General features: G+C 38.4%; 11 protein-coding genes. 9 read left to right on the top strand and 2 right to left on the bottom strand.

The window, feature by feature from the left end; genetic code table 11:
- The first annotated feature begins 37 nt into the window (after positions 1-37).
- Positions 38-1,723 carry a DUF2207 domain-containing protein gene (locus IPK35_23990; GenBank protein ID MBK8056245.1) on the top strand — a complete coding sequence of 562 codons (1,686 nt, stop codon included), beginning with the start codon at positions 38-40 and terminating at the stop codon, positions 1,721-1,723.
- Positions 1,724-1,841: 118 nt separating this feature from the next.
- Here the strand turns inward: IPK35_23990 and IPK35_23995 are convergent, their stop codons facing one another.
- On the bottom strand, positions 1,842-3,284 hold the full coding sequence (locus IPK35_23995; GenBank protein ID MBK8056246.1) for a hypothetical protein: 1,443 nt from the start codon (positions 3,282-3,284) through the stop codon (positions 1,842-1,844).
- Between the two features lie 182 nt (positions 3,285-3,466).
- On the opposite strand from IPK35_23995, the gene ftcD reads away from it, so the two are divergent.
- The 7 genes from ftcD to IPK35_24030 all read left to right on the top strand — a co-directional run bounded on the left by ftcD (position 3,467) and on the right by IPK35_24030 (position 12,208).
- Positions 3,467-5,152 carry a glutamate formimidoyltransferase gene (gene ftcD, locus IPK35_24000; protein ID MBK8056247.1) on the top strand — a complete coding sequence of 562 codons (1,686 nt, stop codon included), beginning with the start codon at positions 3,467-3,469 and terminating at the stop codon, positions 5,150-5,152.
- A 216-nt stretch (positions 5,153-5,368) separates the two neighbouring features.
- Positions 5,369-6,898, top strand: a complete 1,530-nt coding sequence (locus IPK35_24005; GenBank protein ID MBK8056248.1) for an aldehyde dehydrogenase family protein — start codon at positions 5,369-5,371, stop codon at positions 6,896-6,898.
- A 38-nt stretch (positions 6,899-6,936) separates the two neighbouring features.
- The gene (locus tag IPK35_24010) at positions 6,937-8,205 is read left to right on the top strand and encodes a 3-phosphoshikimate 1-carboxyvinyltransferase (protein ID MBK8056249.1); all 1,269 of its coding nucleotides are present in this window, start codon (positions 6,937-6,939) and stop codon (positions 8,203-8,205) included.
- 63 nt (positions 8,206-8,268) lie between these two features.
- Positions 8,269-9,324 (top strand): undecaprenyl/decaprenyl-phosphate alpha-N-acetylglucosaminyl 1-phosphate transferase, encoded by a 1,056-nt coding sequence (locus tag IPK35_24015; GenBank protein MBK8056250.1) that lies wholly within the window; start codon positions 8,269-8,271, stop codon positions 9,322-9,324.
- The gene (gene crcB, locus IPK35_24020; GenBank protein MBK8056251.1) at positions 9,321-9,701 is read left to right on the top strand and encodes a fluoride efflux transporter CrcB; all 381 of its coding nucleotides are present in this window, start codon (positions 9,321-9,323) and stop codon (positions 9,699-9,701) included. Before IPK35_24015 ends, crcB begins: the two co-directional genes overlap by 4 nt.
- A gap of 58 nt (positions 9,702-9,759) precedes the next feature.
- Positions 9,760-10,791, top strand: coding sequence for a recombinase RecA (gene recA, locus IPK35_24025; protein ID MBK8056252.1), 1,032 nt, complete (start codon positions 9,760-9,762; stop codon positions 10,789-10,791).
- 19 nt (positions 10,792-10,810) lie between these two features.
- Complete coding sequence (locus IPK35_24030) at positions 10,811-12,208, top strand: serine hydrolase (protein MBK8056253.1); 1,398 nt, start codon at positions 10,811-10,813, stop codon at positions 12,206-12,208.
- A gap of 12 nt (positions 12,209-12,220) precedes the next feature.
- Here the strand turns inward: IPK35_24030 and IPK35_24035 are convergent, their stop codons facing one another.
- Positions 12,221-14,692 carry a carbohydrate binding family 9 domain-containing protein gene (locus tag IPK35_24035; protein ID MBK8056254.1) on the bottom strand — a complete coding sequence of 824 codons (2,472 nt, stop codon included), beginning with the start codon at positions 14,690-14,692 and terminating at the stop codon, positions 12,221-12,223.
- Between the two features lie 650 nt (positions 14,693-15,342).
- Here IPK35_24035 and IPK35_24040 point away from each other — a divergent pair.
- On the top strand, positions 15,343-15,768 hold the full coding sequence (locus tag IPK35_24040) for a cupin domain-containing protein (GenBank protein MBK8056255.1): 426 nt from the start codon (positions 15,343-15,345) through the stop codon (positions 15,766-15,768).
- Positions 15,769-15,771 lie beyond the last annotated feature (3 nt).

Below are 15,771 nucleotides of genomic sequence, written 5' to 3' on the forward strand. Positions count from 1 at the left end.
TATTTGTTGTTCACACATTTGGTCAAATCAAACCCCAATGCGCTTTTATAACTATATATTGATTTTTGCTATTTGGTGTTTTTCCGAAAATGCCAATGCAGAATATTTTTCTATCAGAGATTATAATATTGATATTACGGTACTTGGCAAGCAAGGATTGTTTGAAGTAAATGAAGAAATCACTGTTGAATTTAATGAGCCAAGAAGAGGTATTTTTAGAAATATCCCTTACAAATACAGGATCAATGGTGAAGAGGTCTCTATCAAAATTTTTGATGTACATGTAGAAGGGTACAAATTCAGTACTTCTACAGAAAACAACAATTATTTGATAAAAATTGGTGATAAAGACATCTTTCTTGACGGAATTCAAAAGTATAAAATATCTTACAAAGTAAAAAAGGCCTTCATACTTACTGATGAACACACTGAGTTTTATTGGAATCTGATTGGTACAGGTTGGCCTGTTTCCATCGATACGATAAACTATACCGTTAAGCTGGATGAAGCTACATCCATGTCGGAAAATGATTACTACATCTATACAGGAAAAGAAGGAGAAAAAGGACAGGATGCCACCATTTCTTATTTTGTGGATAAATTCGTTGGCCATTCGACAAGACTTTATGGTCCCAATGAAGGCTTATCCTTGGCCATCAAACTGCCCAAAGACTATATCAGAAGACCTTCCAAAGAAGAAATCCTTTGGGAGAAATACGGTATGGCTGGCATAGGTAGCATCCTGTTTCTGATCATTTCAGGATTGTTTTATCGTACCTGGCATTTATATGGTAAAGATTATCCCATAGTTCGAATGGTACAATATGTCCCACCTCCTGATTTGAATCCAGCAGAGGCAGGTGTGCTCATCGACGAAAAAGCAGACAATGTGGACATACTGGCACTTCTGCCTTATTGGGCGCATCATGGACACATCATCATAAAACGTATTCCTGTAAAATGGGGTAAGGATGACCATGAGATCTCAAGAATCAAAAACCTTCCTGAAAATGCGGGACCTTATGAAAAGATTATATTTGATGGTCTATTTGCAGATAATGATATTGTTCTGATAAGCAGTCTTGAAAACACCTTCTATGAGTATCTCCAATCAGCCAAACTGTCTTTAAAAACGCATCTCAATAATATGGGAATCTATTACCCTGTATCTATGAAGATGCAAATCACGACAGCGATAATTTCAGTCTTATTAGCTTTCTCTGGAATAGGTTTAGGTATCATTTTTCAGTCCTTTGCATTGGGGATTGGTTTGGGACTAACAAGTATCGTGGGTCTGTTTTTTGCCAATTATATGCTTAAGAAAAATGAGCGGGGCGTGCACTTATATCAACAGGTATTGGGATTTAAGATGTTTATCAAAGCTGCTGAAAAAGATAAAATCGAGCGCATGCTAAAAGAAGACCCTGAATATTTTGAAAAGACATTGCCTTACGCTATGGTATTTGGGTATGCCAAACAATGGAGCAAAAAATTTGATGGGTTACTTCTCGAGCCACCCAAGTGGTATGTAGCACCCCATGGTATGTACTATCATGGCAATACATTTTCTCCATCCGAATTTGGTACGTCCTTTGACAGTGGTATACGTGATATACAAAGTGTCTTTACTAGTATGCCAGCCAGCTCAGGTGGTGGTGGAAGCTTCAGTGGCGGTGGTAGCTCAGGTGGTGGTTTTGGCGGCGGCGGCGGCGGTAGCTGGTAAACGGATATTTAATATCAATGTCGTTTAGATAGGGATTTTTCTTTATTTTACCCCATCTAAATCTTTCCCTTACACAGAAAAAACTTCATAAAGATGTCTTAACTAAACGACACTGTATCTAATATTCAATTTTCACCATATTGATCTTCCAGCTTTTTTCACTGGGTACTATCAGGGTGGACGGACCTGTCTGAATAGCATCTCTGAACCTGAGTTTTAGGTTCTGATACTCTGTACTCAACACACTGCGACGCTCAGCATTGCCGGAAGGATCAAAGACATATTCACTTACAGTATTATTGTTTTTGATTTCATCATTGTAGATGAGCTTTACTCTGGAAGGCGTTTTGAAAAGGAAATATGATGAATAAATAGCATTATCATCCTGAGAAAATTGTTTTTTGAACAGAATTTTTTTCCAGTGTTCCTTTCCATCCGGAAATGTAGCTATCAGAATCAGGTCTTCGTGATAATAGTCCACAAACCCTCTCAGAGGGAAATATTCTCCTACCTGAGTAGGTGTATTGACCTGTGCGCGCCGGGTAAATTCTTTGATCACCTCACATACCATGATCACGCCCCCATCATTTCTTATGACAATATCTTTCAGCTGATAATCAGACAATTCTTTTACCTTTCCGGGTTTTTTCCCGGAGACTTCCGCTAAAAACTCAGATGAAAATCTGTTTATTAAAATTTCTGCTTCTATCGGGATCTCCTGGGGACGGATAGAAAAAGCAAAATATCCATTCACTTTTGTCGGGTCTCCCTGAGTGACAAAACCTGCCACTGCCAATCTTTGATTCTTTTCATCATAATCCAGCAGTAACTCTGAAATTTCATCTTTTTCGGGAAAGAACCTGTGTATTATGACATTGGATTGATCCAATATTCGTATGAGTAAAAACCCTTTGTCGTTGTCTCTACCCCAAAATGATGATTTACTTCCAAGTATAAATATCTCTCCTCTGTTATTGATTTCCAATTTTTCAAAATCTGTTCTGAGGTTGATATCCTTTATAGAAAGTTTAAATTCATATATCATCCTTCTGTTTACATTATCTATCAGGCGAAGGTGAAGGTCTCTGTCTTCCGGATAAAAAATCAGCACCTTGGACTTGTCTTCAGAAAACGTAAATTTTGGATTATTTTTCAGAATGCTTACTTTGGTTTGTTTGGAAAGGGTGGCTGTATCCACCAATACGAGATTTTTATTATACACCCTGACATTAAGGTATGTAGTATCTTCATCACGATACGAATAGTAAAAATTAAATGTCGAATCCATGGCTATCACACCTGCAGGTATGATATTCCTTTTTTCAAACTGAGGAATGATAGTTTGAATATGCCTTAAGTCAGTATCATAAATCTCAAATTGTTGTTCTGTACCCTTGTCATGATAAAAAATAATTCGGTCACCTATGTTTGGCAATATATCATAAGCATAATTATTTCTTACTCCTATCTCTCTTGAAACAGTAACTTTCTGTGCGTGTAATTGCACAATTGCCATCATCAATAATATACACGCCAGATAAAAAGAATGTTTAAGATTCATTATACTTTGAATGATATTACAAATATAACCCAAATGTCTCAGAGTATGTTCAAAATTGCATTTTCTGAATACATGAATCAATTTTATCCTTGGTGTTATGTTAATGTTAAATTGAGATTTTCATGCGATTAGTTTTACTTCTTCCCATATTGTGTACTTTTGCCTTAGCAAATGAAATTGTTATGAACCATCTTAATACTTTGATAGAATGTGTCCCAAATTTCAGTGAAGGGAGAGACATGACCATCATACGGCAGATCACAGATGAAATTGAAAAAATAGATGGTGTAAAACTTCTGGATGTTGATCCCGGCAAAGCCACAAACAGAACCGTTGTCACATTTGTTGGTCATCCAATAGCTGTGACAGAAGCGGCTTTTCAGGCCATTAAAAAAGCATCAGAACTTATAGACATGTCTTCCCATCATGGTGAGCATCCGCGGATGGGCGCTACAGATGTATGTCCGCTCATCCCAATATCCGGTATCAGCATGGAAGAAACAGCAAAATACGCTCACGAACTGGGAAAAAGAGTCGGAAATGAGCTCGGCATACCTGTGTATATGTACGAATCTGCAGCTACATCTACCGAAAGGCAAAATCTGGCAACTATACGGGCAGGCGAATACGAAGGACTTCCAGCAAAGCTCAAAGATCCAAAATGGTATCCTGATTACGGAACAAGTGCTTTCAACAAAAAATCCGGAGCAACCGTGATCGGCGCGCGGGACTTCCTTGTGGCATACAATGTCAATCTCAACACCACATCAGTACGAAGGGCAAATTCTGTAGCCTTTGATGTACGCGAAAACGGGCGTGTAAAAACCGATGAAAAAGGCAAAAACATACTCCTCGAAAATGGTGAACCTGTAAGAATACCCGGAAGCTGCAAGTCTGTAAAAGCGATAGGATGGTATATTGAAGAGTATGGAATAGCTCAAATTTCCATGAATCTCACTAATATCCATGAAACGCCACTCCACATTGCATTCGATGAATGCTGTAAGAGTGCTCAATCACGAGGACTGAGAGTGACTGGTTCAGAATTGGTAGGACTGGTACCTAAGTCAGTGCTGGTGGATGCCGGAAAATACTTCCTGAAAAAGCAAAAAAGATCCGAAGGAGTATCAGAAAAAGATTTGATCCATATAGCAGTAAGGACACTTGGTTTAGATGAGCTTTCACCTTTTGATCCATCAAAAAAAGTCATAGAATATTTGCTTGAGGACAAATCAGATCATCCATTGATACAGATGACCCTGAACAATTTTGCTGACGAAACAGCTTCTGAGAGCCCTGCACCGGGAGGAGGAAGTATTTCTGCCTATGTTGGCGCTTTAGGTATATCGCTCGGTACTATGGTAGCCAATCTCAGTTCTGCTAAAGCCGGCTGGGAAGATCAGATTGAATACTTTTCATCCAAAGCAGAAGAGGGCCAACAACTCAAAAATAAATTATTAGATCTGGTCGATGCTGATACTCATGCATTCAACAAAATAATGGATGCCCTGAAATTGCCAAAGAGTACCGAGCCTGAAAAAATCATCAGAAAGGCTGCCATGAATGCTGCGACCATAGGAGCTATTGAAATACCACTAAAAGTGATGAAAGTAAGCCTTCAATCTATGAATATGCTGAAGGAAATGGCTGAAAAGGGAAATCCCAACTCGGTGTCAGATGCGGGTGTAGGCGCATTGTGTGCACGTACGGCGGTAGAAGGAGCAGCGCTTAACGTCCGGATCAATTGCAGCGGATTTGATGATGTCGAATTTGTAAAACTTTCGCTATCGCAAGCAGATGAAATGGTTCAAAATGCAAGATCAATTGAAAAGGAAATTTTGGAGATAGTAGAAAAATTGATCAAATAATTAAAAAAATAAAATAGGCCCGAAGATGTCTTAATAGCTATTGTTTTGACATTTTATTTCTAAATTTTTAATTACAACTATTTAGGTCTTGTTTTTAATCAAAATTGGGTTTTTAGAACTTCCCCGTAGTTATTTTGATGTAATTGTATTAAGGTTCTTATTTTTGTGACAAAATATAAATTCTGTAATTGCTCTTCAAGATTCAAACTAAACCACATGAATACATCATTTCTAAAAAAACTTGACCTTCATAAAAAAAACGAAGGAACCTGGACCGGATTAAAGTCATATAAATCTGAGACTTATATTGAATCCTACTCTCCCGTAGATGGCAACTTGATTGGCAGTGTTTCTGTCACATCCAAAAAGGATTACGAAAAGGTCATTTCAAAAGCCGGAAAAGCATTTGTGGAATGGAGGAAAATTCCGGCACCGAAACGGGGTGAATTGGTCCGTCAGTATGGTGATGAGTTGAGAAAACACAAGGAGGCTTTAGGGCAACTTGTATCATACGAAATGGGAAAATCACTTCAGGAAGGGCTCGGTGAAGTACAGGAGATGATCGATATCTGTGATTTTGCAGTGGGGTTGTCCCGTCAATTGTACGGCCTGACCATGCACTCTGAGCGGCCCAATCATCGTATGTATGAACAATGGCATCCGCTTGGGGTAGTAGGCATCATCTCAGCTTTCAATTTTCCAGTTGCAGTGTGGTCATGGAATGCAATGATTGCAATCGTTTGTGGGAACGTTTGTGTGTGGAAAGCTAGCGAAAAAGCACCTCTTTGTGCAGTCGCATGCCAAAACATCTTACATAAAGTCTTAAAAGCAAATAAAGTGCCTGAAGGCGTAAGCTGTATCATCACTGGTGATTATAAAGTTGGAGAGTGGTTGACAAAAGATAAACGAGTCCCATTAATTTCAGCAACTGGAAGTACACAAATGGGTAAGATCGTCGGTGCCGCTGTAGCTGAAAGACTTGGTAGAAGCCTGCTTGAATTAGGTGGAAATAATGCAATCATAATCACACCATCAGCAGATATGAATCTTGTATTGACCGGTGCGCTCTTCGGAGCTGTTGGTACTTGTGGTCAGAGATGCACCAGCACGAGAAGGTTGATAGTTCATGAAAACATGTATGATGAGGTAAAAGCAAAACTTACAAAAGCGTACGGACAGCTAAAAATAGGCAATCCATTAGACAGTAAAAATCATGTAGGTCCTCTCATCGACAAAATGGCTGTCAACAATTATCTTAATGCACTTGCATCCGCAGAAGAACAAGGTGCTGTTTTCCTGGTAGAAGGTGGAGTTCTAAATGGAAAGAATTATAAGAGCGGGTGTTATGTAAAACCTTGTATCATCGAAGCAAAAAATGAAATGCCTATCGTTCAGCATGAAACTTTTGCTCCTATCCTCTACTTACTAAAATACAAAGGAAGTATAGAAAATGCTATCACAATTCAAAATGACGTGCCACAAGGCTTATCATCAGCTATCATGACCACCAATCTGCGCGAAGCAGAGCAGTTTCTCTCTTGTGCAGGTTCAGACTGCGGTATCGCTAATGTCAATATAGGAACAAGCGGTGCAGAAATAGGCGGTGCATTCGGTGGTGAAAAAGAAACCGGTGGCGGACGTGAATCCGGATCAGACAGCTGGAAAGCATATATGCGCCGACAAACCAATACGATCAATTACAGCACAACTTTGCCACTGGCGCAGGGGATTAAATTTGATTTGTAAAGACAACAGCCGTTTTTTAAATTTACATTTTTTGATATATGAATAATTCTTTTGTGGTACATTGCCCAAAGAAGATCATTTCCGGCGAAATCACCCTAAGTGGATCGAAGAGTATTTCCAACAGAGTACTCATGATCAGAGCACTTTGTGATGAAAAATTTGAGATATTCAACCTATCAGATAGCGATGACAGTGTATCAATGGATACTTTACTGAGATCTGATGATGAGTTACTTGATGCACATCATGCCGGGACAACTTTCAGGTTCCTGACAGCTTATCTGGCCATTCAACCCGGAACTCAGATTTTAACAGGTTCTCCAAGAATGAAACAAAGGCCAATTAAAGCTTTGGTAGATGCATTAAATTTACTCGGAGCAGATATCGAATACCTGGAAGAAGAAGGATATCCTCCATTAAAAATAAATAGCCCAAAAGGAATTTGGAAAAGTGAAATTTCTTTACCTGCCAATATTAGCTCTCAATATATTACTGCATTGCTGCTCATAGCCCCGTGTCTACCCCAGGGATTGACCATTCATCTGGAGGGAGATATTGTTTCAAGACCTTATATTGAAATGACTTTGGGTATCATGGCTTTTTTTGGAGTTGATGTTGTTTTTGAGGGCAATACACTTTTAGTTCCATACAAAAAATACCAACCGAAGACCTTTCACGTAGAAGCAGACTGGTCAGCAGCATCTTATTTTTATGAAATAGCCGCTTTTTCTGAAAGTGCCTGCATAAAATTGAATGGCTTGCATAAAAATAGTCTGCAGGGAGACGCTGACGTGGCCAATATTTGCAAAAAACTTGGGATAGAAACCTTTTATGATGAGTACAGCATTACTCTAAAAAAAGAAAAGGATACTGTTTTCCCACAAAATCTGGAATACAATTTTATAAATGTCCCTGATATTGCTCAAAGTATCTCGGTATTATGTGCAGGCATCGGATGCAATGTACTGTTTTCCGGATTGCAAACCCTTAAAATCAAGGAGACAGACAGGATTTCTGCATTAAAAAATGAACATGCAAAAATGAATGTTTCCTTTTCCAAGATGCCCGAAAGGTTTTCATCCAAGACGGGAATTGAATATTATATGCAGGAAGGCATGAGCACTACTGATAAATCTTTTGTCCCATCTATAGATACCTACAATGACCATAGAATGGCTATGTGCTTCGCACCGCTGGGATTATTGTTTCCGATTATGATAAATGACCCCTTGGTAGTTTCTAAATCTTATCCTGGTTTTTGGAAGGATATTTCTGGTCTGGGATTTATTATTTCTGAAGAAAATTGAAAATTGATATATCAGAGTTTCATAATTTTGGTTACTTTTGATCTGCCCAATTTCAGATAATATATGTATGATGTCATCTTAGCCTTTATTACTTCTTTTGCACTGACATATCTTGCCATACCATCCATAATAAATCTTGCTATAAAGAAAAATCTTATGGATGAGCCGGGTGAACGACGATCGCATAAGATCAGCACACCGTCTCTTGGGGGAATAGGCATTTTTGCCGGTACACTTTTTTCAATCATACTTTGGACACCTTTCAATTACTTCGGAGATCTCCAGTATATACTATGTGCTTTTATCATTATATTTCTTATCGGGGCTAAAGATGATATAGATCCTATATCACCATCAAAAAAATTTCTGGGGGAACTATTTGCTGCCGGTATATTGGTTTTCAGGGCAAATGTCCGACTCACAAGTTTTTATGGTTTTTTTGGCATATACGAAATACCTGAGTTTGTGAGTATCTTATTATCCATATTCACTATCATAGTCATAATTAACTCATTCAATCTTATTGATGGTATAAATGGTCTTTCGGCAAGTCTTGGATTGCTTATTACTTCTGTGCTAGGTACCTGGTTTTTCCTTATAGGTAGTATAGAGTTGGCAATTGTGGCATTTTCCTTAGGAGGTGCGTTGATAGCATTTTTAAAATATAACATCACTCCCGCAAAAATATTTATGGGCGATACAGGTGCTCTGCTCCTTGGTTTGGTATGTTCTATTCTTGCTATTAAGTTTATAGAACTGCACAATGACATATCAAACTCTCCATACACTTTTGCATCTGCTCCTTCTATTGCGATTGCCATTTTGATTTTACCTTTGTTTGATACACTTCGTGTTTTTATACTTCGGGTATATGAGGGAAGATCCCCTTTCAGCCCTGATAGGAAACACATTCATCATATCCTGATAGACCTTGGCTTGACGCATATGCAAGCCACAGGCGTACTATTTCTTACTAACATTCTTTTTATCATCATGGCGGTGATGCTGCAAAATATTGGGAATCTGATGTTGTTGATCATTACATTGAGTCTTGCTTTTGTAATGTCTCTACTGGCAAGCAGAATGGTTGAAAAGAAAAAACAAAAAGCCATAAAATGATAGCTTGGATATTTGTATTTTTTGGTGGTGGTTTAGGCAGCATCTGCAGATATTATTTGGCGCGCCACTTCAATTACACTGGTCAGGAGTATATCATTTTCCCATACGGTACTTTGATAGCCAATATTCTTAGTTGTTTTATTTTGGGATTTTTGATTCAAAAACAAATATCTAACCATTTGACAGAAAATTTCAGGCTACTTTTAGCCACAGGGTTTTGCGGAGGCTTCAGCACTTTTTCTACATTTTCATATGAAATCTACATATATCTGCAAAAAGATCAGTTATGGCAAGGGTTGGGATATGTCAGTTTGAGTCTGATTACAGGAGTTATTGCCCTTATTGCCGGAATAAGATTGTGTCAAATATTATTTTGATCTTAACGTATATAAAAATTTGTTATCTTTGCTTTTGTAAATAAAGTAATAATTAACCATGTCAAAAGAAAAGGAAGAAAAACTTAAAGCATTGGCTCTTACCATGGACAAATTGGACAAAACTTATGGTAAAGGCACAATAATGAAACTAGGCGACAAGCAGATAGTGCATGTGGAGACTATTTCCACAGGATCACTTGGTCTTGATATAGCATTAGGTATCAATGGTCTGCCCAAGGGTAGAATCGTAGAGATCTATGGTCCTGAGTCGTCCGGTAAAACCACCCTCGCCATTCATGCCATAGCTGAATGCCAAAAGCAAGGAGGAATAGCTGCATTCATTGATGCAGAGCATGCATTTGACAGATTTTATGCAGAAAGCCTTGGTGTCAATACCGAGGAATTGTTGATATCTCAACCGGATAACGGAGAGCAAGCCCTTGAAATAGCTGAAAACCTGATACGCTCCGGTGCCATAGACATCATTGTTATCGACTCTGTGGCAGCATTGGTTCCACGTAGCGAAATAGAAGGTGAGATGGGAGACTCAAAAATGGGACTCCAGGCAAGATTGATGTCTCAGGCTCTGAGAAAACTGACTGCTACTATCGGGCGCACTGGTTGTTGCTGCGTATTTATCAATCAGCTCCGCGAAAAAATAGGTGTGATGTTTGGCAATCCTGAAACCACTACAGGAGGTAATGCTTTGAAGTTTTATGCTTCTATCAGACTCGATATCAGAAAATCCGGTACGGCTATTAAAGATAAAGATGGCAACACTGTAGGTACTCCTGTAAAAGTTAAAGTGGTAAAGAATAAACTGGCACCGCCATTCAGGGTAGCAACATTTGATATCGTTTTTGGCGAAGGTATCTCCAAAACCGGGGAAATCGTGGATCTGGGTGTAGAGACAGATATCATAGGAAAGAGTGGTTCATGGTTTAGCTATGAAGGGACTAAAATTGCTCAGGGTAGAGAAGCCGCCAAACAGTTTTTTGCAGACAATCCTGAACTGGCATCAGAAATAGAGCTCAAAATTAAAGAGAAATATCACCCTGCTCAGGTCGAAGCCACCGATTCTGAAGACTAATAGGATAATAAATAATCAAATGAGAGATCTGAAAAATATTCCTGTTTATATTATAGTTTTCAGGTTTCTCATTTTTTTATTTATTTTTTGTGTAATATCTTGCTCCAAAGAACCCGAAACAGAAATTGTAAATACTTCTCCATCCATCACAATTAATGATGTTTATTCATTAAGAGTAGATGAACAGTCAAAGATAGACATCAAAGTTTCAGATGCCGAAAATGATAGACTTACCGTTTCGGTATCCGGATTACCTGCTTCATTGGCTTTTGATAACAATGGTTATGTTATCTCAGGAAAACCTGCTTTGAAGGATACAGGCACGTATAAAATAAACATTGTAGCTTCAGATAGTAAGTTGATGGTAGAAAAGGTAACTTATTTATATGTCTATAAAAATGACTTACATCTTAAAAACCTAAAGCTAAATCATAAACTGCTTTTGGCATCAAGAAGTATAACTCCTGGTCTTCTCGGTGTGACTATTGCAGTCGTAACAACTGATAAAAAGCTATTTGCAGGCGCAGTCGGCCGCCTGTCTTCTGTAAGCCCTGAAAATAGTCTTCTACCGACCCACAGTTTCAGGATAGCAAGTGTCACTAAGCCAATGATCGCTGCGATAATACTGAAACTTGCTGATGAAGGTCGGTTAGATATAAATGGTCCAATCACAAAATATGTAGAAAATTTAATTCCGAATATGGCAACGATGACCGTCAAACATCTTTTGAGTCATACCGGAGGGGTTTTTGACCATCTCAATGCCAATTCTTTTTGGAACCACCCAGAAAACAAACCAGGGAAGATATGGACACTAAATGAATTAATTAATTTCAGTGTAAGCGGCGGTCCTGTATTTCAACCTGGCAAGGGATATGCTTACTCCAATACAGGATATGTCATTTTGGGCAAAATAATCGAAAACATCACAAAAATGCCAATAGAAGATGCCTGCAAAAAGCTACTCTTCGACCCATTGAAACTGCAAAAAACCTTTTATGACAATTTTAGTGGTAATAGTAATCCACTATCCGATCTGGCTACTAACAACCGTAGTTACGAATATTCTCCAACTGCTGCAGGACCATCTGGTGCAGTAGTATCAAACAGCATCGACGTTGCATATTTTGGAAAGGAAATTTATGGATCAGGATACCTGAAACCAGCTTCACTTCAGGACATGATCACCAATCATGGTGTTTTACTGGCAGGTCAAAATTACGGATATGGTACCAGACTTTGGGACTTAAACGGTATCAAACATTATGGACACACGGGAGCATTAATGGATTACAGAGCAATTGTGATGTACGTGCCTTCCAAAGATATGTCCATTGCAATGTGCACACACAATGTTCATTCAGCATGGTTTGATCTGGTAAATGAAATGTTGTTATATTGTGTATCAGAACTTTAGTGCGGATAAAAATTAAGAACCCATTTTTACAAATTCACTGTATTTCTTTTTATTTTTTATTGTATTGTAGTCAATAAAATAAATGACCTTTACTGATAGATTATTATTCTGGTCTGCCGTGAAGGTCTGCCGAATATTTTCCATATAGGTGAACTGTTGGTTTTGGTCAAATGAAGAAATGGCATTTTTCCATACGATATTTACAAAACTTCCCTGGGCAAACTGCCAGGTATAAACCATATCTACATTAAAAAAATTGATGTTTCTGTTTCCTTTTTCCGGATTTAATTCGGTAGCCAAACTCAGATTTCCATCTTCCGATAGCCTGAACATGTCATGATTATTGACGGATGAATTGTAGTGTCTTGCCACAAGGGTCAGTCCCATTCTGTTTGTAAAGTTGTATTTTGCTGACAGTTCGTTTTCTATCGTTGTGACAAATCTGCGTGCAAATGCCGGACTACCACTTTCAAAATGTGAAAAGCCGATATTATTCCATCTCGGATTTGATGAAATTTGGTGTGATACGAGCAATTTTGAATTGAACCTGTAATTGTTTTCTAACGAATAAAAAAGAGAGTATCCATTATAAAAATCAACAAATCTGCGACCCAACAACTCTACTTCAACGAAATATTTTCTGGCATTATTTGTCTCCCACCATGTGCCACCGAAGAATGAGCTTCCTCGTCTGAATACATCACCAAATCTGCGAGGCTCATAATAATCATACGTATCAGGAGAATACTCTAAGATACCTCCACCAAACCACAGGTTTTTTGTTTGCATATTGGCATTGATATTGACTTCAGCATTTTGTAAAGTCGAAACCCCGGCTTTGATAGGAGCGTAAAGGTGGCTGGCATACATATTGAAATTGAGCCTGAAATTATTGTACACTTTGGTAGGTTTTGTCCATCGTGTCCCTACCCAAAGTCCATGATTCATATAGTTGTTATTGGTAAAATATCCCAAATCATTGCTGTTGAAATTTCTGTCAACCAATTCGTGTGAAAAATTCCAATTGATCTTTCCTGATGAGCGCCCGAAAGATATAGATTGACTGTAACCAGACTTTTTTCCGGGTTCCACACCAGTTCCGCTAAAATGACTCAAAGCTATTTTTCCCGAGAGATTGTAAGTATTCTTTTTGTTGCTGAGGTTGAAAAGAGCAGAACTTACATTGGCATCCGGTGTGGCGCCATCCCGAAGGACATTGGTATTTATAAACGAAACATTGGAATTGTTGCCAAATGTCTGATCAAAGACAGCAATACTATAGTTGATTAATGGTTGGACTTCGACCTCGATTTCCTTTTCAGTATTTTTATCGAGCACCTTGGCATGAACGGGTGCGGTGATGGCATTAAGCACACCTATACCGAGTCCGTTTTTTGTCCTGCCTGATACCTTGGTTGCATTGATCAGACTTGCTTCTGCAGGTGAGCTGATGATTTCCTGTCCGGGAGATAATCTTGAATGATCAATATTTAATCCACCAATCCTGCGTGAATAGAAAAAATTTCCCTTATTAAAAAGATCAGTTCCTTCAGTGAAGAACAGCCTGTAGTCGTTGAACTGCACTTCGAAAGGTGTCAGATTCAGCACCCTGCGATCGCTCTGGACTTGTCCAAAATCCGGAATCAAGGTAGCATCCAGTGTAAAAGCCTGATTGAGCCCGAGCTTTACATCCAGGCCTCCGTTAAACTGAGATGTAAGATCTTTTCCGTTTTCCAAAGGATAATGATTGGCATAATATGACACATAAGGAGATAATTGCAATCTCAGTGGAGGGTTGATATTTTTTAGCCCTTTCCAGACTCCGGCCTGCGTCAAAAAACCATTGATATTAGGATCTATAGGATTCCAGAAAAACTGCTCGGTTGACTTTCTTCTTCTTCTCACGATGTTGATACCCCAATCCTGGACCTCTTCCTTGCTGAACCTGATAGATGCAAAAGGGATAAACATCTCAAAATACCACCCTTCGTCTGTAATTTTGGCCTGAGAATAAAAAATGCTATTCCAGGTGAAATCCTCACCATTATTGTTACTTTGGGTAAATTTTGCATCCATTTGTTCATTGAGTGGTGTGACAAAGTACTCAAAGGCATTGAGTTTGTCTTTATAGGTATCAAAAATGATCCCGACAAAATCATTGTTTCCAAAACCATCACGACCTACCAATTCTGCGGAAATACTATCTCTGGTATCTCTGCACAACCCACCGACAAAAATACCCAGATCATTATAAGCAAGATAAAGAGTAGTTTTGGTCAATGGGTTTTCTGTATCGTTGAGTACCGGTCTAAGCTCTGTAAATCCTTCAATCACTGAAGCACCTTTCCACTCCTGCAGATCCACATTTCCGTCAATTTTTATATTGTGCTCTATCCTTGTAGCTGCTATTTCTTTGCCGGGAGGCTGGGCCCATAAGGAAAAATTAAGTAATAAGATGGCCAATAAGCCGGTCAGTCTTGTCATGAAGGATCCAATTGTGATACAAAGTAATGACGTACTTTTTTAAAAAGAGTTGCATATTAGACCAAAACTATTTTTTTGTCGATGGATTTGGCATTATTGGGTTTTTGGACAATTTTCAGGTCTTGGTGATGTTGGGTATTTTAAGTTATTCGACAAAATGTAGTTTAGGTAATAAATGGAGATAGCAGACAGTTGAATGATTTGTCAGATAATTCTTTACATTGACGATCTTGATTACTCCTTCCAATTTCAAATAAGTGATTATCTTTACGGTCCAGTCATCCTAAAGCATGAATATATCAGCCCACATCCTTACATTGCAAAATATTGTCACTACCATTAGATCCAATTATTTTGTCATCCCAAAAGATCTGAGAGAATACAAAAAACAACCCAAAACATGGTCAAAAAAGGAAATTTTGGGACACCTGATAGATTCTGCAAGAAATAATCTGCAACGATTTACTGAAATCATACATGCAGAAGGAATTTATATCGTAAAGCCTTATGATCAGGATACATTGGTCCTGCTGAATGATTATCAAAATACTTCGGATTACGATCTGATCACACTTTGGCAATTATTAAATCATAACATCATAAGGGTATTGAAAACTGTAGATGAACCCTTACTAAATAAGCAAATCATCATGGGCAATGAACCCTTTACTTTTGGCTGGTTAATAGAAGATTATATAGTTCATCTGCATCACCACTACGATCAGATTTTTGCTGAAGATTCCAGCGAAATTCCTCCTTTGAAAGTTGGTTTGGTTCAGGCTATCGATGCTTTAAACGCTGCAGGTGATAAAAAATTTGTTTCTCTACTCCACTTTGCAGATCTCGAAATCGAATATTATAAACCCATCAAAGTGGACCATCAAAAGCCTCACCAAAAAGATGAAGTGTATGTCATTGCATCAGGGCTTGGTTCATTTTTTACACAACATCAGACCGTAACCGTCAAAGCCGGAGATGTACTCTTTGTCAAAGCCGGTCATGACCACAGATTTTTTAATTTTTCTGATGACTTTGCAACCTGGGTTATTTTTTATGGTGTTAAAAACCAATTATAAAAT

The sequence above is a fragment of the Saprospiraceae bacterium genome (assembly GCA_016713025.1).
In the GTDB taxonomy this organism is placed as follows: Bacteria; Bacteroidota; Bacteroidia; order Chitinophagales; family Saprospiraceae; genus OLB9.

Excerpts from the sequence above, each read along its gene's own strand:
- IPK35_23990 (MBK8056245.1), top strand. The coding sequence starts at position 38 with ATGCGCTTTTATAACTATATATTGATTTTTGCTATTTGGTGTTTTTCC.
- IPK35_23995 (MBK8056246.1), bottom strand. The coding sequence starts at position 3,284 with ATGAATCTTAAACATTCTTTTTATCTGGCGTGTATATTATTGATGATG.
- ftcD (MBK8056247.1), top strand. The coding sequence starts at position 3,467 with ATGAACCATCTTAATACTTTGATAGAATGTGTCCCAAATTTCAGTGAA.
- IPK35_24005 (MBK8056248.1), top strand. The coding sequence starts at position 5,369 with ATGAATACATCATTTCTAAAAAAACTTGACCTTCATAAAAAAAACGAA.
- IPK35_24010 (MBK8056249.1), top strand. The coding sequence starts at position 6,937 with ATGAATAATTCTTTTGTGGTACATTGCCCAAAGAAGATCATTTCCGGC.
- IPK35_24015 (MBK8056250.1), top strand. The coding sequence starts at position 8,269 with ATGTATGATGTCATCTTAGCCTTTATTACTTCTTTTGCACTGACATAT.
- crcB (MBK8056251.1), top strand. The coding sequence starts at position 9,321 with ATGATAGCTTGGATATTTGTATTTTTTGGTGGTGGTTTAGGCAGCATC.
- recA (MBK8056252.1), top strand. The coding sequence starts at position 9,760 with ATGTCAAAAGAAAAGGAAGAAAAACTTAAAGCATTGGCTCTTACCATG.
- IPK35_24030 (MBK8056253.1), top strand. The coding sequence starts at position 10,811 with ATGAGAGATCTGAAAAATATTCCTGTTTATATTATAGTTTTCAGGTTT.
- IPK35_24035 (MBK8056254.1), bottom strand. The coding sequence starts at position 14,692 with ATGACAAGACTGACCGGCTTATTGGCCATCTTATTACTTAATTTTTCC.
- IPK35_24040 (MBK8056255.1), top strand. The coding sequence starts at position 15,343 with ATGGGCAATGAACCCTTTACTTTTGGCTGGTTAATAGAAGATTATATA.